Origin of the sequence: Undibacterium sp. Di27W (assembly GCF_049340345.1) — a bacterium.
Classification (GTDB): domain Bacteria; phylum Pseudomonadota; class Gammaproteobacteria; order Burkholderiales; family Burkholderiaceae_D; genus Undibacterium.
Map to the genome: position 1 here is coordinate 311,388 of NZ_JBMPOS010000004.1, position 19,278 is coordinate 330,665.

Sequence of the window (19,278 nt, forward strand, 5' to 3'; positions counted from 1 at the left end):
CTAATGATTCCCTATTATTTTTTGTTGTGATGCATTTATATTTGTATCGTCCGTTGCCAGCAGGTGGGCAACGACTCTTTCCATTTTCATGAAGCGTGAGCCTTTGACCAGTACTATCGTGTCAGCCGCGGTTTGCGCGTCGAGGTTCTGGCACAGGTTTTCCACGCTGGCGAAATGCTGCGCGCCCGCGCCATAGCCCTGTGCTGCATGGGCCACAAGTCCACCCAGCAAGAACAGTTTTTTGATGCCACGCTGCTGCGCATACTCACCAATTTCATGATGGAATTGCGCACCGTTTTCACCAACCTCACCCATATCGCCGAGTACCAGCGCAGTATCACCACCGATTTGTGCCAGCACATCTATCGCAGCACGTACTGAATCAGGGTTGGCGTTATAGCTATCATCAATCACCGTCGCGCCACTATGTGCTTGCTTGCGTTGCAGACGACCATTGACGGGCGCAAAATTTTCCAGACCAGCTACGATGGCCTCTTTGCTGACGCCGGTCGCATGGCAGCAGGCTGCAGCGGCAAGCGCATTCAAGACATTGTGCTGGCCTGCGGCATTCAGGCGTACTGATAAGACCTGGCCAGCCAGGTTGATTTGCAGGTCACTGCCAAACACGCTGGGCAGGTAAGTCGCATGCACATCGGCATCCGTAGTTAGACCAAAAGTCAGGCCAAAAGTCAGAGTTTTACGCTGGCCGCGTTCAGACGCAAAGGATTGCCATAAGCTCGTGTAAGTATCATTGGCAGGAAATACAGCCACGCCATTATCTGGCAGGCACTGTATCGCCACACCATTTTCGCGCGCCACGGCTTCCACGCTTTGCATGAATTCCTGGTGTTCGCGCTGGGCATTGTTGACCAATGCCACGGTAGGCATGGCGGCAGATGCCAGCAAGGCGATTTCGCCAGGATGGTTCATGCCCATTTCTATGACAGCGGCCTTATGCCCTGCATGCAATTGCATGATGGTCAGGGGTACGCCAATTTCATTATTCAAATTGCCTGCTGTCGCCAGTCGGCCATCTGCACCAAAGGCTGCTGCCAATATCGAAGAAATCATTTCCTTGACGGTGGTCTTGCCATTGCTGCCGGTGACACCAATTACAGGCAGATCAAATTGTTGACGCCAGAAACGGCCAACCTGTGCCAGTGCCAGTTTGCTGTCTGCTACCTGCAAGGCTGGCAGGCTGAACTCTGTTGGCAGGCGTTCAGCGATGACCGCTGCTGCACCGGCAACTGCTACTTGCGGCAGAAAATCATGGGCATCAAAATTTTCACCGCGCAAGGCGACGAACAAATCGCCAGCGCCAACTTTGCGGCTATCAGTAGTCAGGCCAGTGATGCGTGTGATGACACCAGCATCGCCAGTCAGCTTCGCCGCAGGCAAGGCGGCCTGCAATTCCTGAAGAGTAAATTCCATCAGCTACTCCTCTTCATATTACCGCTGGTTGCCACGGTAGCGAGCGAGAGTGCGGCATGTTCTTCATCAGAAAATGGCCATTTTTTGCCATGGATATCCTGATAAGTTTCGTGACCTTTACCCGCCAGCAAAACCACATCATGATGATCAGCATGCTTGATCGCATACAGGATGGCATTGGCGCGGTCTTCGATGACTTGCGGCGCTGTCGTCATGCCTTTGAGGATGTCTTCTATGATTTGCGAAGGATTTTCACTGCGCGGATTATCACTTGTGACGACCACATGTTGCGCCAGCTCGGCTATCTTGCCCATTTGCGGACGTTTGCCCGGATCGCGGTCACCGCCGCAACCGAATACGCACCACAAAGCCCCGGCTCTTTCCTGTGCAACTTGTTGCAAGGCTTCCAAGGTTTTTTCCAGTGCATCTGGCGTGTGCGCATAATCAATGACGACCATGACATGACCGGCAGTGCCCAGTAATTGCATGCGACCAGGGACCGGTGTCAGTTTTTCTAAGATGCCCACTGCTTTATTCAGGGCGATGCCCTTGCTCAGCAACACGGCGAGTACCGCCAGGATATTGCTGACATTGAATTTGCCTATGAGCTGGGTCTTGACCTGTGCCGCGCCAAATGGAGACTCAAGGTGGAAGCTGGTGCCTGCATAGCTGGTTTTCAGATTGCTGGCAATCAGTGCATCTATGCCTGCCACCAGTTCTTTTTCCAGGCTATAGCCCAGTAATTTTGTAGCTGGCTGACTGGCTTGCAAATGCTTAATCAAGTCCAGGCCATAGGCATCATCCAGATTGATAACAGCCGTTCCCAGACCCTGCCAGTCAAACAGCTTCGTTTTTGCGGCGGCATAGCTCTGCATGTCGCCATGATAATCAAGATGATCACGCGTCAGATTGGTCAGCACTGCCACATCAAAATGCAGGCCGTTCAAGCGCCCCTGATGCAGGCCTATGGAAGAAGCTTCTATCGCCAGCGCCTGTGCGCCATCGCGCTGCAAGTCTGCCAGCTTTTGCTGCAAGCCTATGGCGTCAGGCGTGGTGTAACCAGTCTCTGCCAGTTGTCCGAGTATGCCATTGCGATATTGACCTATGCCCAGCGTGCCGATGACGGCAGCAGGTGTACCGCTCAGTGACAAGGCCCTGGCTATCCATTGCGAGCAGGAAGTCTTGCCATTGGTGCCAGTAACGGCCACATTGAACCAGCCTTTATCTGGCTCGCCATACCACGCATGGGCAACATGACCAACTATGTCTTGCAGATTATCGACCGGCAGATGCAGGATATTGAGTGCGTCATCCCAGACAAAATTATCAGCTTCATACACGACCGCAACTGCACCATTGGCAATTGCATGGGCGATGTGGGTACGACCATCAGTAATATGGGTGCGCAAGGCAAAGAAGACATCGCCTGTTTGTATGGAGCGGGAATCTGAACGCAATTGCGCATTCGGCGCATGCTGCTTCAGCCAGTCCAGTATTGCTATTATCATTGTATTTTTCTGTGTCATTACATGCTTTCCTGTACACCTTCGTCAGGAATAATGCTGGTGACGGATGAGTCCGGCTGCACATTGAGTGAGCGCAGGACATTCGCCATAATTGCTGCAAACACTGGTGCTGCTACGGGACCTGCAAAGTGCCCCCCGACCGTTGGTTCATCCACCATCACCGCGACTATCACACGCGGATTTGAAGCAGGGGCGAAACCAACAAAGTCCAGCAAGTATTTGTTCACGTAACGACCGCCCTCAAGCTTGTGGGCAGTACCGGTTTTGCCGGCGACACGGTAACCAGCGATACGCGCCTGAGGCGCAGTGCCACCTGGTTCTGTCACGGTTTCCAGCATCATGCGCACTTGTTTCGAAGTCTTTTCAGAAATCACACGTGAACCTTGTGGCATTTCCGCTGATTTTTGGAAAGTCAGCGGTATCATGTCGCCGTTCCGGGCAAAAATCATATAGGCGCGAGCCATCTGTATCAGCGATACCGAGATACCATGGCCATAGCTCATGGTGGCCTGTTCGATAGGACGCCAGTTCTTGTAATTACGTAGACGCCCGGCCACCGCGCCAGGGAAACCAAATTTAGGTTGCTGACCAAAACCCAGGGTAGTAAACATTTCCCACATCTCTTGCGGACGCATCTGCAAGGCCATTTTCACCGTACCTATGTTCGATGATTTTTGTATGACTTGCGCGACCGTCAGAGAACCTTGTTTATGCGCATCATGGATCAAGGCCGGGCCTATGGCCATGACGCCAGGGGCAGTCTGGAAGACAGTATCCGGCGTGACGCGGCCAGTTTCCAGTGCCAGGGCAACGGTCACTGGTTTCATGGTGGAGCCTGGCTCAAAAGTATCGGTCATGACACGGTTACGCAATTGCGCACCGGTCAGCACGGACCTGTCATTTGGGTTGTAAGTAGGCAAATTCACCAGCGCCAGCACTTCACCGGTTTGCACATCCAGCACTACCGCGCCACCGGCCTTGGCCTTGTGTTTTTCCAGTGCTTCTTTCAGGTGCGTAAAAGCGATGTATTGAATCTTGCTATCTATCGACAGCGTCAGATCCTTGCCATCATGCGGTTCGCGCACGGCTTGTATATCTTCAACGATATGGCCCAGCCGGTCTTTGATGACACGGCGACTCCCGGTCTTACCCGCCAGGTTTTTTTCCGATGCCAGCTCTATGCCTTCTTGTCCTATGTCTTCTACATTGGTGAAGCCGACCACATGGGCCATGACTTCGCCTTCTGGATAAAAGCGCTTATATTCTTTACGGGTTTCTATACCAGCGATGTTAAGCGCCAGTATCTTGTCAGATACTTCAGGCTCAACCTGGCGCTTCAAATACACAAACTGACGGTCAGAATCGAGCTTCTTGCGCAATTCTGCATCCGTCATATCCAGCAATTTTGCCAGTTGCTGTATTTTTTCTTTTGACGCTTCCAGCACGTCATCAGGAATAGCCCAGATGGCTTTTACTGGTACGGAGGAAGCCAGCACCTGACCATTACGGTCAGTGATCTTGCCGCGTGTCGCTGGCAATTCTAGAGTGCGGGCATAGCGGTTCTCGCCTTGCTTTATCAGGAACCCCGTACTAAACCCCTGCAAGTAAAGTGCTTTGGCAATCAGGGCAATAAAGGCGGCAAATAACAAAAACAGCACAAAACGTGAACGCCAGGCAGGCAGCTTCACATCCAGCACGGGGCTGGAAGAAAAGGCGACGCCGCGTGCAGCGGCGGTACGGGATGTACTGGCTGATCTGCTCATTTTGTCTCCACCGCTTTCAGGTACTGGGTACGATCAGGTGTGACGACCACCATGTTCAAGTCACGTGCGGCACTTGCTTCTATGCGCGCATGCTTGCCAAAAGTGGATTGATCGAGTTTCAGTTGTGTCCATTGCAGCTCATATTGCTTGCTTAAACTTTGCTCACGCTCCAGCTCGATAAACAGGCGACGGGCCTGGTACTGAGAATTAATCAATGACAAGGCACAGGCGATCAGCGCCGTTGCCAGGAAAATATTGAGACGGGTACTCATGCACCCTCCTCAGGCAAACGCTCTGCCACCCGCAAAATTGCTGACCGCGAACGCGGATTGGCACTGACTTCGGCATCGGAAGGCTTGATGCGGTTCAGCAAGCGCATTTGCGGTTTTGGCAAATCGATATGACGTATGGGCAAACGACGATCAGGTTGCTCCACCTTGACCTTGGAAGCAAAAAACTGCTTGACGATACGGTCTTCCAGCGAATGAAAACTGATCACTGACATGCGACCATACGGTGCCAGGGCATCGTAGGCAGCAGCCAGACCTATTTCGAGATCTTCAAGCTCCTTATTGATGAAAATCCGTATAGCCTGAAAGGTGCGAGTTGCCGGGTCTTTACCCTTCTCGCGAGTTTTGACGGCGTGTGCGACGATTTCTGCGAGCTGTCGTGTTCCACGAATGGCGTCTGTCTTCCTGCGAGCAACAATCGCCTTTGCAATCTGAAAAGCAAACCGTTCTTCCCCATAATTTTTTATAACCTCCGTAATTTGTTGCTCTTCGGCAGACTCCAGCCATTCGGCTGCGGAAATGCCACGCGTGGTATCCATACGCATATCCAGCGGACCATCTGACCTGAAACTGAAGCCACGGCTGGCATCATCCACTTGCGGCGATGAGATGCCCAAGTCCATCAGGATGCCATCAACCTTGCTGACGCCAAGTTCAGGCAAGGCATCAGCTATGGCTGCAAAACTGTCATGTACGATATGGAAACGCGGGTCCAGAATTTCTGCTGCGCTGGCAATCGCCTGGGTATCTTTGTCAAAGGCAATCAGGCGACCATTGCTGCCCAGTTGCGACAAAATCAGGCGACTATGCCCACCACGGCCAAAAGTGCCGTCTACATAAATCCCGCTGGCACGCTGATCTGTGATGCCGAGGGCGTCTACAGCCTCATGCAACAGCACAGTCTGGTGCGTAAAATCTGCCGCTTGCTGAATACTCATTGCCCGCGATCAGAAAGAAAAATTGTTTAATACATCAGGAGCGCCGCCAGCAATGGCCTTCGCTTCGTTTTCTGCCAGCTTGGCAGCATCCCAAATCTCAAAATGGCTGCCCATGCCCAGCAGCATGACATCGCGCTGCATGCCTACTGCGCTGCGCAATTCAGGCGCGACCAGGATGCGGCCTGCGCTGTCCATGTCGACATCAAAGGCATTACCAAGAAAAATACGTTTCCAGTCACGCGCCTGTATAGGCCAGGCGGCGATTTGTTCACGATGGGATTCCCAGGTAGGACGTGGAAAAAGCAAGAGACAACCGTCGGGGTGACGGGTCAGGGTAATCCGGCCTTCGCACTGTACATTGAGCGCGTCACGGTGCCGGGCAGGGATGGACATCCTGCCTTTTGCATCGAGATTGAGTGAGGACGCCCCCTGAAACACGCTATCTACCTTCTTCCTGAAAATCTGTATGTCTGGCCAAGCATGGAATGTAAGCGAAAATAGGTATTTTGTTCCACAAAATTACACTTTTTCACACTATTGCCCACTTTAGAGGATGACTTGAGTGTGGTCAAGCGTATTTGCTCAGTAAATTTGGAAAATTTCTAATGAAGTCAATGACTTAGCGCAATATGTTGAGGTAGCCACAAGGCAACCTCAGCTAATTTATCCTGATAAATTAGGCACTTACGCCATACAGTGAAAGTAGCGCCTTACATATAACCATGTGTTTATCCATGATGTTGCGTTTTGGGATGGGAAACTTAGGAGAAATGCCTGCAGGAAAGAGGAGTTCGCCGCTTTTTAGCCGCCGAAGTAACAATTAGACCACTTTGATTTGCCGAGGGGGATGAACAAGGGGGCAGATTATCGCTGAAATTCAGGCTGGACGGACAGTTTTTCAGCACATTTTTTGCGCCGCAGCACTTTTGGATATGAAGATGTCAAGAAGCCCGGTTTTGTCGCTGCAATAATTGCAAAAATTCTTTATCAGCGACCGCCTTGCTGAAGTAAAACCCCTGGAATTCATCACACTTGCAGTCGCGCAGGGTTTCCAGCTGTATGGCCGAATCAACGCCCTCTGCAATCACCTTGATTCCCAGGGTGTGCGCCATGGCAACTATCGCCAGTACGATGGCGGTGTCATTTGGGTCTTCCGGTATGTCCTTGATGAAAGAGCGATCCACCTTGACGCTGTCGACCGGGAAGCGCTTCAGGTAGGCCAGGGAAGAGTAACCAGTGCCAAAATCATCAATGGACAGGGTAAAGCCAGCCTCTTTCAAGCCATCCATGAGCAAAATGGCTTGCTCACGATTGTGCATGACCATGCTCTCGGTGATTTCGAACTCTATGGAATTGGCAGGCACGCGCCAGAAATCGACCACGCTTTTGACTTCTTCCAGCATATGCGCATCATTGAACTGAGCACCAGACAAGTTGATGGCCACCCGCCCAAAGCTCTTATCGACATTGCGAAAACTCAGGATGTCACGACAGGCAATATCGAGCACCAGCATGCCCAGCCGGGCGATCAGCCCGGCTTCTTCGGCCAGGCTGATGAACTCTACCGGGGAGAGCAAGCCACGCTCAGGATGGTTCCAGCGCACCAGGGCCTCGGCACCGACAATGCGTTCAGTCACCACATCCAGCTTGGGCTGATAGTGGACGACAAATTCACGCCTTTCCAGCGCGCGGCGCAGCCTGGCTTCAAAGGCCAGTCTTTCCACGGTATGGGTATTCATTTCCGAAGCGTAGAACTGGTAATTATCCTTGCCCTTGTTTTTTGCCTTGTACATGGCAATGTCAGCATTTTTTAACAGCGTCTGGGCATCGCGGCCATCTGTGGGGAAAGTGGCAATGCCTATGCTGGCGCTGAGCTGGCATTCCTGGCCATCTATTTCAAAAGGTTGGGCAGCAGCATGCAAGAGCTTGTCTGCCACGTCACCCAGATCGCGTGTTTCACTGAATTGATCGATCAAAAGTATGAATTCATCCCCGCCTATCCTGGCGATAATGTCAGACTCTCGCAGGCAATGACGGAAACTGCCCGCCACCGTGCGCAAGACATGATCACCTTCATCATGACCAAAAGTATCATTAATATTCTTGAAGCGATCGAGATCAAGAAAAAGCACCGCCAGCTGGCTGCGATTGCGCTCGGCAATGGCGAGTGAGCGGGCCAGATGCTGATTATACAAAAAGCGGTTAGGCAAACCCGTCAGCTCATCGTAATGGGCAAGTCGCATGATTTTCTTTTCAGAACGACGGCCCTCGATAGCAATACCGGCAATATCCACAGTGATGCGGATCAAGCCCAGGTCTTTTTCACTGAGTGGCTCACGGCTGTAAGAGAACAGGCTGAAACTGCCCAGTAATTGACCATTCTTGCCGACAATGGGCCAGGCAGCACAAGAAGAAAATTCCGTCAGTGTCTCTACCCCATTCACGAATTGCATGGTAGGAGCCCGCAAGAATTCATTGAGCCAGACTTGCTGCATGGTAAGTACGGCCTCAGACCAGATACCACTACCATGCGTCACCGCCATACCCGGTATCTGTGCCAGCAAGACCTCAGGAAAATGGCCGCCGGTCGCCTGGGCGAAGCTGCGCTTGTCGTCCGCCAGTAGCTGCAGGCCACAGCGCCAGTGAGGGCAAAGGTTTTCTACAAATTTGCTGACGGCTTCCAGTATTGTAGATAATTCATCATCACCACCTATCAGCTTCAACAGGCGATTTTGTCCGGCAATCAGCAGTTCACTGTATTTACGGGCATTGATGTCTCTTTCTACGCAAAACAAGAGCATTTCACCATCGACCTCAACCCGGCTCAGGGAGATTTCACTATGCTGTATCTGGTCATTACGCATGGTGACCCACTCAAAACGCTGCGCCTTGCCCTTGAAAGCCTGATCTATCAGCGTGGCGACCAGAACGTCCTTGTCCTGGGTGGTATAACCTGCCACCGTCTGGATACTGGGAGAAAAGCTGCCGACCTTGCGACCTATGACTTCTTCCTGCGTCTTTACACCAAAAAATGCGATAGCTGCCGGGTTGCAATCGACATAGATATAGTCACGACTAATGAGCAGGATGGCATCTTGCGCGCCCTGATATAAAAGCCGGTAACGGCTTTCACTGGCTTCCAGCCTATTTTTTGAATCGCGCAAATGGCGAATTTGCCAGAGCAGCAATAATGCCAGGATGAAGATAAAGCCTGCCGTCACTGCCGTTACCATGATTTTTTGGGCAACCCTGGCATTCCAGTCTGACAATATCACCGATGTTTCCCTGGCATACACCAGAGTGAGCGGAAAATCACTGATGCGGCGATAACTGATCAACCAGCCCCGGCCGTCGGCATCTTCATCACGCAAGGCACCTTCTTCCCACTTATTGCGCATGATGCTATCGACAACCGCACGGGCATATTCACGCTCTTTCTGGGCAGGGCCTGCCTGAGCACCAGCCAATTTTTTGCCGGTCTCATCGTACAAGGCGATACTGGCACCGCTGCCGAGCGCAATACGCTCATAGAAATCATATAGATAGCGCAGCTGTATATCTGCCTGTATCAGGCCAGCCCGCTTGCCATCTTTATCAAAGAAATTCCTGGTAATGGGGAGTATCCACTGCCCGGTCTGACTCAATTGATAAGCCTGGCCCAGCGCAACTTTGCTGTCTTCAGGCCTATCAAGCAGGAATTTCAGGTGTTGCTGATCCTGTTTTTGTTCAGATGCCAGCACCCTGGACTGGCTGCTGGCGAGTTGCTCCCCTTTAAGATTGAACAAGCTCAGTGCATACACAAATTCAGAATCCTGCCTTTGCATGGCGAGGATTTGTTGCAATTGTTTTTCTTCAGCGGGGGTCAGTTTGCTGCCGGAAAGCACTTCTTCGCCAGTCACATTCATCAATTGCAAAGTGCCACGCATGACTTCGCTGACATGTTCTTCGAGTATGCGCACCGCCAGGAAGTTATGCTCTTGTGCGGCATTGATGGTCAGCGTCTTATCTTGGGCTATAGACCACCAGCTCTGCCCTATGATCGCGGCAGCAATCAGGCAGATGCAAAATGCGAGTGCCATCAGAGGCACGTCCCGCTCTTTTTTCAGACCGCCAGTCTCCATGCGTTTGCAATATTGTAGATACAGCGTCGATGAGAACTTATGAGATTTATTGCGCCAGTGTACCACTGGTATTTTCAGAACAAGGGCTTGCTTGCAAGGAATGATGCTTGATGGCGACAATCTGGGGCAGACTGCGGCTTGTTGGGGAATGATGAGGGACTTTCCCAAGGGAAAATACCAGATAAATAATAAATTGAAGCAGGCCGATAGGCCGGATTTTGTTACGGCATAAGACATTGCTGCCGTCTGCTATGACAATCATTCCTCTAGGCGACGGATTGCTCCGCCGCTCAAGCTTTCTACCCGCACGCTCCGCGAGCAACATCAACGCGTGCCTATTTGAAATTGCTCCGGGTGGAGGTTACCGCGTTTCACCGTAACTTAATACGCTCGTCTCTGTGGCCCTATTCCTCGTCTTATACCAAAGCTTGCGCCCTGGCTTTCAACGTACGGCCGTTAGCCGTCACCCTGCTCTATGGAGTCCGGACCTTCCTCCCGTCACCTTGATTACTCAAGGCAACCAGCGATTGTCTGGCCTGCTTCGGGCGCTATTCTACCTCATTCAGGGTTAGTTAATCTAACCTATTCAATGATAATTCCGTGCACAAGCCTCAAATACGATGCAAATTAAGCAGGCTTTCTGGTAGCGTACTGCTTTTACTTTTTTTACATTGTCTATCATGCTGAAATCACGTTCTGGCGGCCAGTTGATTGTGGATGCCCTGCAAGTCCACGGTGTCGATACCATCTTTGGTGTACCTGGCGAGAGTTATTTGCCAGTGCTGGATGCCCTGCATGACAGCCCGATACGCTTCATCATCAACCGCCAGGAAGGCGGCGCTGCCTTCATGGCTGACGCCTATGGCAAGATGACAGGCAAGCCCGGCATTTGTTTTGTCACCCGCGGGCCGGGTGCGACCAACGCCTCTATCGGTGTGCATACGGCTTACCAAGATTCAACACCAATGATTTTGTTCATAGGCCAGGTCGGCAATGATTTTGTCGAGCGTGAAGCTTTCCAGGAAATAGATTACCGCCGCATGTTTGGCCAGATGGCGAAATGGGTAGCCCAGATAGACCGCGCTGACCGCGTGCCTGAATATATCGCCCGCGCCTTCCAGGTCGCCACCAGTGGCCGCCCCGGCCCTGTCGTGCTGGCATTGCCAGAAGACATGCTGGCCCAGGTGGCTGAAGTAGCCGATACCCGTCATTACACGCCAGTGCAGGCATCTGCCTCGCCACAGCAACTGGCGCAACTGCGCAATATGCTGACCGTGTCACAGCGCCCTGTGCTTTTACTCGGTGGCAGCGGCTGGGACCAGGCAGCCTGCCAGCACATCAGTGAATTTGCCACCAGCAACCACCTGCCCGTGGCTTGCGCCTTCCGCTTCCAGGATTTGATGGACAATGCCCATCCCAATTATATAGGCGATGTAGGCATAGGCATCAACCCCAAGCTGGCACAAAGACTGAAAGATGCCGACCTCATCATCGCCATAGGCCCGCGCCTGGGTGAAATGACAACGAGCGGCTATAGCGTGCTGGAAGCCCCAGTGCCTAAACAAAAGCTGGTACATATCCACAGCGACGCGCTGGAACTGGGCCGTGTCTACCAGGCTGACCTGATGATCAACAGCGGCATGAAAGAAATTGCTGAAGCCCTGGCAGAAATGGCAGGCCTGGATGCTGCCACCAAGTGGAAGACAAGCGTCAGCGAAGCACGCGCTGATTTGCTGGCATGGCAAACCGAGCCTGCGATTTTCGCCAAGGAAAACGCTCCATTGAATTTGTGGCAAGTGGTGCAGGACATTAAACGTCTGGCCCCAAAAGACACCATCATCACCAATGGTGCAGGCAATTACGCCACCTGGGCGCACCGCTACTTCCCTTACGGTGGCATGCGCACGCAACTGGCCCCAACTTCTGGTGCCATGGGCTATAGCGTACCCTCTGGCGTTGCCGCCAAGATCATAGACCCGCAACGTACCGTCATCACCTTTGCTGGCGATGGCGAATACCTGATGAATGGCCAGGAACTGGCAACTGCCGTGCAATACAAGGCTGGCGTGGTCATCATCGTCTTCAATAACGGCATGTATGGCACCATACGCATGCACCAGGAAAAAGAATTCCCGGCACGGGTCTCTGGCACAGAATTGCACAATCCTGACTTTGCCGCCCTGGCCCGCGCCTTTGGTGGCAGTGGAGAAGTCGTCAACACCACAGCAGAATTTGCCCCCGCCCTGGAACGTGCGCTGGAGCATAGCCGCCAGCACAATCTGCCAGCATTGATAGAACTGCGTTATGACGGCAATCTGATCACGCCAGGCGCAACACTGGAAACCCTGCGCAAGGCAGCGCAGGATTCGGGTAAGTAAGCAATCAGTTAAGAAAACGCCGCTATTCCCTGTGGGGATAGCGGCGAAATCAGGCGAAGCTAAGCGGTCACCTGCAAGCGGCCTGCAGCCCTACGCGCCAGCCATAACTTCGTCAATCCCCACATCACAGCCAAGGCAAACAACCAGGCCAGATAACAAACCAGGAGCGAAGCTTCATACGCCGGCGTCGCCTCAGGCTTGCGGAAATCAACGATCTGCCCATAACGTAGTTGCATATAAATCCAGCCCAGCGCATGGATCAGCGCAATGTGCACCAGATAAAAGAACATGGGTGTCTTGCCAAACAGCATCAGCAGCGGTAAAGGTTTTTGCACATACTTATCCATCAAGGCCAGCGTGCCCAGGCCTATACTGAGAGTGATGCACAGGTACAGCAGAGAAGGTGGGTATTTATGTACCTTCATGAAAGACATGAAATCATAGAACCAGCCCTTGCCCTGCGCAGCCCAAAAATCAGGGTCACCATAATAATTGCCACTGCGCAAAATCACAAAACTCACAAGCAGGATAGCCGCTGCGGAGAACAGGAAACGCTGGCGCTTGTCAGCGTCCCACAACATTACCGGTCCCAGCGCATAACCAGCCGCCATCAAACCTATCCAGGGCATGAGTGGGTAGGCAAAGACGATGCCCAGTTTATCAGTCAGGGGATAAAAGCCACCCTGATGCCAAGCCATGAACAAAACGTGGCTGCCTTTGGCATGCATGCCATCGAGCAGGTTATGCGGCAATATCAATGCCGCAGCAATCAGAGCAATGGCCCAGCGCGGCAACCAGATCAGCAAACCCAGCGCCATCATCGCCATGCCTATGGCCCAGATCACCTGCAGGATGAACACATTGAAGCCAAATTGCCAGCTGAAGCTGACCCAGGTGCATTCCAGCAAAACCAGCAAAGCACCCCGGCTCAGCAGATAGCGCGTCATATCTTTTTTATCACGCTGCTGCGACCGCAAGAAAGCTGACATGCCGGCCAGGGTCACGAAGATGGGCGCGCATAAATGGGTAATCCAGCGCGTCCAGAACCAGCCTGGCGAACCTTGCTGCAAATCCAGAGGATCGAACGGGGTCACCGCAAAAAAATCGCGGGTATGATCCAGTGCCATCAGCACGATGACCAGACCGCGCAAGAGATCTATGGCTTGTAGCCGGTTTTGCCGCATCATGGTGTATCCCCGTCTGCGACCAGGCGCAGCTTTTATTTTAATGCAGCAATTCTATCCAGCCTCCGCGGCTTGCAGCAAAGCATTTCAAGCCTGGCAAATAAAAAAGCGCCCATTTGTTGCCAAATGAGCGCCCTGGTTAAAACCAGCTGCTTACTTACTCGTCATCCTTCAGCCGCCCGCCTTTAAGTTGTTGCAAGCGCTGCTTCTCTTGTCGGCGTTCAGTGCGCTTGGGATTGAGTGCGCCATGGACACCGGCATTGCGTTGCTTTGCCACTACCGCCAGTGGATTGCGTGGCTTGGGCAATTTGATTGTGAGCTTCATCTCTTATCCTTTCACGCAAACAACCTGGCGCAAGGTATGTACAACTTCAACCAGATCATGCTGATGCGCCATGACTGCATCGATATCCTTATACGCAGCCGGAATTTCATCCACGACGCCCTTATCCTTGCGACATTCTATACCCTGAGTCTGGGCTGCCAGATCATCAGCATCGTATGTCTCCCTAGCCTCACCCCGGCTCATCCTGCGCCCTGCCCCATGTGAACAGGAACAGAATGATTCAGGATTACCCTTGCCCCTGACGATATAACTACGCGCCCCCATGCTGCCAGGAATAATCCCCATCTCACCCATGCGGGCAGAAATTGCGCCCTTGCGGGTAATGAAGAGGTTTTCATTATTATGCGTTTCTTGCGACACATAATTGTGATGGCAATTAATGGCTTCGCCATCCAGCCTGAAGCTGGTGACTTCTTTTTCCAGCACGGCCAGTGCCCTGCGCATCATTTCACTACGGTTAGCCAAGGCATAATCCTGCGCCCACTGCACTGCTTCGACATAGTCATCAAACAATTCCGAGCCTTCTGTGAAATAAGACAAGTCCTTGTCCGGCAAATGTATCTGATGTCGCCACATTTCTTTCCGAGCGGCCCAGATAAAATGCTTGCCTATGACACTGCCCACACCACGTGAACCAGAATGCAGCATGATCCAGACGCGTTGTTCTTCATCGATACATACTTCAATGAAATGATTACCACCACCAAGGGTACCCAACTGGCATATCCAGGTCTGGTAAAACTTTGGCAGCATGCGCATGATGCTTTTATGCTTGGCAACGATCTTGTCCAGCCTGTCATTCAAGGGCTTGCCGACCCTGACCAGCGCAGACCCGCGCATACGGTTCCAGGCATGCTGGCGAAAACCGACAGGTATCTCGGCTTCCAGAGCACTGCGCAGCTTCGCCAAATTATCCGGCAACTGGCTGGCCGTCAAAGTCGTGCGCACGGCATTCATGCCACAACCTATGTCCACACCCACAGCACCCGGGATGATGGCTGCGCGGGTAGGTATCACACTGCCTACCGTGGCACCCACACCCGCATGCACATCAGGCATGGCGGCCACGTGAGGATGGACGATGTTTAAACTGGCAATATTGAGCAACTGCTGTATCGCAGTGTGATCAACATCATCGGTAAATATATGCACAGGCACTTTGGCCTTGTGCAAACTCTTAGCTATAGGCATACAATTTTCCTTCTTGTCATGCCGGTGTTTTTTCAGCGAGTCATTTCTGCCGTTGCAGCAAATCCTGCTGCTTGCATGAGAAATATCTGGCTGCTTTCTTCTTCAATAGCGCTGTGCATTTTTTTGGCGAACACCGTCCCTGCCTGCATGGCGCAAGGCCATGCAGCTTCTAGCGTTCCAACAAAAAATCAGCGGTTTGAAAAGTAAAAAACCCCGACGAGTTTCCTCACCGGGGTTTTCAAAAAAACGACCGGCTCGGGTTGGCGATTTGCCTTAACCCCGAGCGTCGTGCACGGGGCTAAATATTGTTCTGATTGTTATTAGCCGTATTCCGTGGCATGGCCGTTCCTTTCTTGAATTGGGTGTTAATGAAAAATCTGAAAAATCGAATTACGGCGAATATTTTATATTGCTGCATATCGAAGAGACTAGATTCTGCACGAGAATAAATTACTGTGTCAACAAAAATTATTTTTATCGAAGAAACTCACAAAATCATCTAGAAGCTGTTGCCACTTAAAATGATAGAAAGATGAGATGCGGCTTGCGTTTGGTAGGGTGCGCCATGCGCACCATCACTTGACCTACGTATACGCTACTGCGAGTGATTAATTAAAAAAGGTGGTGCGCATGGCGCACCCTACACATGTTCCTTGCACGTTCGCTCAAAATAGGTCGCATTGTTCCTCTGCTTCCGTATTCCCTATGATGGCGATACTTGCTTATCTTAATTTCGCAACACCCACTTGGTACAAAAAGAATTACTAAGTGGATTTTTTTAAACGGGTTGGAACATAGTCAGCGTGTGGTAGTCAAGTTTGCAGTATGCAATTTCAACAGTGCGATGTGATGGGCTGAGTTGTCATTTGTTGGCGCTGCCCATCGCGCTCCGTGAGCGATCCCAGTATATTTTCCACCCCCTGTCATCGGGCCGGGGTTCCACGCTCGCCCTATGTTCCAAAAACTTTACAAGCTCATTTACAACACTACTTGCCAGTTGCTTTCCTGGATTTTTGCATTCAGTTCACGCAAATGCCTGGCCAGGTCTTCAGACTGCTTCTGCAATTTTTTCACGTCAAATACAGACACCCATTTAATTTCACGTGCGCTATAGCGATCAGGTTCTTTATGTGTCGATCCTATGGCTGCCTGCAGCAAGGCATGGCGTTGTATCAAACTATCGCGCTCAGCGATGGCGGCTGTCAGGCTGCGGCCATCTGGCAGTTTATTTGTCATGTTCGCCGCATTAATCGCCAGCACCAGTTTTTCCAGTTCTGTGGTCATGGCATAGGCTTCCAGCAATAGAGATTCAGGATCTTCCTGCGGCGTATTGCCTTCCTGTACCAGGCCGTTGCGCACTATGCGCTCACGCGTGGATGCCAATTTTTTCTGTAAATCGCCTCGCAATAACAAGGCTTCTGCAAGTTTCATCTTGCTCTCCTTTTCAGTTGTGCTTCATCGTGCAGATAAAGCGTTTATCCTGTGACTTGAATTCTGTACTGACAGGCAAGAATCTGGCAATCACGTCTGCATTGGTCTTTGCATGTTGCGATACCACGCTGGAGGTAAAGCTGCCACCACCCGCCAGGGCAAATGGCAACATGGCCTGGTCTGCGAGATGTTCGCCCAATGCTGCACCAGATGCGACGTATTCACGCAATTCCTGCACAGTACGTTTGGCGACATTTTCTGCCTTGACAGCCTTTTCACCAAAACCACAAAACACTTCGGTGACCTGCTCATGCTCCAGCGTAATCAGTAGCACATTGCCCGGTCCCTGGTCATTGCTGAGGCCGCGTACCAGCAATTGATCTGCAGTCCAGCCCATGCCCGCGCCTACGCATTCAAGTTCACGTTTGGCGACATCGACAGGTACACCGGCGACAAAGCTTTCGGCGTAGCCTTTGAGTCTTTCACCACGTTCCAGCAAATCGATTTTCTTCAACTGCTTGCATGGCTGTACCTGGGCGATGATTTCGCCACCACCAGCAGGCACGAAGCCATAGCGCTTTAATTCAAAGCTGACATCTGCACCCATCTGCTGCAATACCCGGCCATAGGCCTTTTGCAAGAATTGTGCAGGCGGTGCCATGTCATTGTGCGTGCCGCCAGTGATCTTGATGGTCGATGGTTTGTCGGCATATAGCAAAGCCGGTATCAGTGTTTGCAACACCAGGGTGCAACTACCGGCGCTACCTATGGCGAACTGGTAAGTGCCACCATAGATACCCGATGGAATAAATTCCAGCGTAGTCGAACCCAGCTCTGCACCAGTTACCTGCGCACCGCTGACAGCCGCAGCCGATTGCACTGCAACCAGATGCTGACGCAACAAACCAGGTTTAGCGCGGCCAGCACGGATATTGATGATGCGAAACGGCTGACCAGTAATCATGGACAGGCTCAAAGACGTACGCAATATCTGCCCACCACCCTCACCCAAAGAACCATCCAGCTCTATCATTTTCTTATTCATTATTTTTATTTTCAATTTAAATCAAAAGCAAGTTCAAGACCTCTCAACACAGAGGCACAGAGGAAAGAAAGACTGCTTGCAAGCAGTCTTCGTTGCGCAGGCGTGCAGCATGCTGCACGAATTCCCTGCTACACCACAGAGAAAGACAAGAGAAAATCTCTATGAAATTGACTAACTCAAATTTTATGAAAAAGAGGTTTCTCTTGCTTTTCCTCTGTGTCTCTGTGTCTCTGTGGTTAATGGTCTTACGTAAATCAACCCTTAACGCAAACCACCTGCTTCAATACGTGCACCACATCTACTAAAGCACTTTGAGCCAGCATCACAGCGTCGATGTCTTTATATGCCATAGGGATTTCATCAATCACATCGGCATCTTTACGGCATTCCACACCTTCGGTTGCGGCGATTTGATCGGCGACGGTGTACAGCTTCTTGGCTGCGGTACGGCTCATAGTACGGCCTGCGCCGTGGCTGCAGCTATGGAAGCTTTCTTCATTTCCTTTACCACGCACGATGAAGCTTTTCGCTCCCATGGAACCAGGGATAATCCCCAATTCACCGGCGCGCGCAGATACCGCACCTTTACGGGTTACCAATACATCTTTACCGAAGTGATGCTCTTTCTGTACATAATTATGGTGGCAGTTTACCGCCTCGACATGGGTCTCGAACGGTTTACTGATCACGGTACGCACAGCTGCAATCAAGTTCTGCATCATCACTTCACGGTTCAAGCGGGCAAATTTCTGCGCCCAACCTACCGCCTCGATATAGTCTTTGTAATGCTCGGTTCCTTCTGGCAGGTAAGACAAGTCCTGATCTGGCAGATTAATGAAATGCGTACGCATATCCTGCTTGGCCAGTTCTATGAAATGGCTACCTATCGCATTACCTACACCACGTGAACCGGAATGCAGCATGAACCATACGGCATTGGCTTCATCCAGGCATACTTCAACGAAGTGGTTACCTGTACCCAAAGTCCCCAAATGACGATAGTTATTGGTGTTTTTCAAACGCGGGGTTTTCAAACAGATTTCATCGAAACCATCTTTCAATTGCGCCCAGGCATTATCGACGGCACTTGGTGGTGTCTCCCATGAACCCTTATCACGGCCTTTGAAGCTACGGGTCTTAGGCGACATACCATGTGGTATGGCTTTCTCTATCGCAGTACGCAAAGGGCCCAAGTTATCTGGCAGATCATGAGCGAACAAAGTGGTCTTGGCAGCCATCATCCCGCAACCGATATCCACACCAACCGCCGCCGGGATCACCGCACCCAGGGTAGGTATCACGCTACCTATGGTAGAACCTTTACCCAGATGCACATCTGGCATCACAGCGATATGTTTGTAGATGAAAGGCAGACGGGAGGTATTCGCTAATTGTTGCTTGGCTTCTTCCTCTACAGGAACACCTTTGGTCCACATTTTGATAGGACGGCCATCTTTGTACTGCATTACATCATAATCTTCGTGCTTCATATTTTTCTCTTTTTTTCAAATTCAGGGTGGCGACAATATTCGGTGAAATATATGTGGTTACCCACAGGTGCTCTACCAACTGAGCTACACGAAACCGAGATTTCGTGACGGGCTTCGAACCCGCGACAGCCTCATTAAAAGTGA

14 protein-coding genes and 1 other RNA gene are annotated in these 19,278 nt (G+C 51.6%); 1 reads left to right on the forward strand and 14 read right to left on the reverse strand.

Translation table 11 applies throughout. The features are described from left to right. The 8 genes from ACO0LF_RS11030 to rnpB form a co-directional block, all read right to left on the reverse strand. Positions 1 to 1,431, reverse strand: coding sequence for a UDP-N-acetylmuramoyl-tripeptide--D-alanyl-D-alanine ligase (locus ACO0LF_RS11030; protein ID WP_423014135.1), 1,431 nt, complete (start codon positions 1,429 to 1,431; stop codon positions 1 to 3). Next, a complete protein-coding gene (locus ACO0LF_RS11035; RefSeq protein WP_423014136.1) occupies positions 1,431 to 2,939 on the reverse strand; it encodes a UDP-N-acetylmuramoyl-L-alanyl-D-glutamate--2,6-diaminopimelate ligase in 1,509 nt (502 codons plus the stop codon). The genes ACO0LF_RS11030 and ACO0LF_RS11035 overlap by 1 nt, the downstream gene beginning before the upstream one ends. A gap of 17 nt (positions 2,940 to 2,956) precedes the next feature. Then, positions 2,957 to 4,720, reverse strand: coding sequence for a peptidoglycan D,D-transpeptidase FtsI family protein (locus ACO0LF_RS11040; protein WP_423014137.1), 1,764 nt, complete (start codon positions 4,718 to 4,720; stop codon positions 2,957 to 2,959). Further along, a complete protein-coding gene (gene ftsL, locus ACO0LF_RS11045) occupies positions 4,717 to 4,992 on the reverse strand; it encodes a cell division protein FtsL (RefSeq protein ID WP_423014138.1) in 276 nt (91 codons plus the stop codon). The genes ACO0LF_RS11040 and ftsL overlap by 4 nt, the downstream gene beginning before the upstream one ends. After that, positions 4,989 to 5,948 (reverse strand): 16S rRNA (cytosine(1402)-N(4))-methyltransferase RsmH, encoded by a 960-nt coding sequence (gene rsmH / locus ACO0LF_RS11050; RefSeq protein ID WP_423014139.1) that lies wholly within the window; start codon positions 5,946 to 5,948, stop codon positions 4,989 to 4,991. Before rsmH ends, ftsL begins: the two co-directional genes overlap by 4 nt. A 9-nt stretch (positions 5,949 to 5,957) precedes the next feature. After that, a complete protein-coding gene (gene mraZ, locus ACO0LF_RS11055; protein WP_110255274.1) occupies positions 5,958 to 6,386 on the reverse strand; it encodes a division/cell wall cluster transcriptional repressor MraZ in 429 nt (142 codons plus the stop codon). Between the two features lie 503 nt (positions 6,387 to 6,889). Further along, positions 6,890 to 10,069 (reverse strand): EAL domain-containing protein, encoded by a 3,180-nt coding sequence (locus ACO0LF_RS11060; RefSeq protein WP_423014140.1) that lies wholly within the window; start codon positions 10,067 to 10,069, stop codon positions 6,890 to 6,892. A 191-nt stretch (positions 10,070 to 10,260) separates the two neighbouring features. Further along, positions 10,261 to 10,612, reverse strand: an RNA gene (rnpB, locus tag ACO0LF_RS11065) — RNase P RNA component class A. A gap of 137 nt (positions 10,613 to 10,749) precedes the next feature. Between rnpB and ACO0LF_RS11070 the strand changes: the two genes are divergently transcribed. Then, positions 10,750 to 12,447: a thiamine pyrophosphate-binding protein gene (locus ACO0LF_RS11070; RefSeq protein ID WP_423014141.1), complete on the forward strand. Its 1,698-nt coding sequence runs from the start codon at positions 10,750 to 10,752 to the stop codon at positions 12,445 to 12,447. Positions 12,448 to 12,506: 59 nt separating this feature from the next. Here ACO0LF_RS11070 and ACO0LF_RS11075 read toward each other — a convergent pair whose 3' ends face one another. The 6 genes from ACO0LF_RS11075 to ACO0LF_RS11100 all read right to left on the reverse strand — a co-directional run bounded on the left by ACO0LF_RS11075 (position 12,507) and on the right by ACO0LF_RS11100 (position 19,134). Continuing rightward, on the reverse strand, positions 12,507 to 13,634 hold the full coding sequence (locus ACO0LF_RS11075) for a DUF1624 domain-containing protein (RefSeq protein WP_423014142.1): 1,128 nt from the start codon (positions 13,632 to 13,634) through the stop codon (positions 12,507 to 12,509). A gap of 154 nt (positions 13,635 to 13,788) precedes the next feature. After that, on the reverse strand, positions 13,789 to 13,956 hold the full coding sequence (locus tag ACO0LF_RS11080) for a hypothetical protein (RefSeq protein WP_423001879.1): 168 nt from the start codon (positions 13,954 to 13,956) through the stop codon (positions 13,789 to 13,791). A gap of 3 nt (positions 13,957 to 13,959) precedes the next feature. Beyond that, positions 13,960 to 15,168, reverse strand: coding sequence for an RtcB family protein (locus tag ACO0LF_RS11085; protein WP_423014143.1), 1,209 nt, complete (start codon positions 15,166 to 15,168; stop codon positions 13,960 to 13,962). A gap of 978 nt (positions 15,169 to 16,146) precedes the next feature. Further along, positions 16,147 to 16,599 carry a DIP1984 family protein gene (locus ACO0LF_RS11090; RefSeq protein ID WP_423014144.1) on the reverse strand — a complete coding sequence of 151 codons (453 nt, stop codon included), beginning with the start codon at positions 16,597 to 16,599 and terminating at the stop codon, positions 16,147 to 16,149. Positions 16,600 to 16,612: 13 nt separating this feature from the next. Further along, on the reverse strand, positions 16,613 to 17,644 hold the full coding sequence (gene rtcA, locus ACO0LF_RS11095; RefSeq protein WP_423014145.1) for an RNA 3'-terminal phosphate cyclase: 1,032 nt from the start codon (positions 17,642 to 17,644) through the stop codon (positions 16,613 to 16,615). 254 nt (positions 17,645 to 17,898) lie between these two features. After that, on the reverse strand, positions 17,899 to 19,134 hold the full coding sequence (locus ACO0LF_RS11100; protein WP_423014146.1) for an RtcB family protein: 1,236 nt from the start codon (positions 19,132 to 19,134) through the stop codon (positions 17,899 to 17,901). Positions 19,135 to 19,278: the final 144 nt, after the last annotated feature.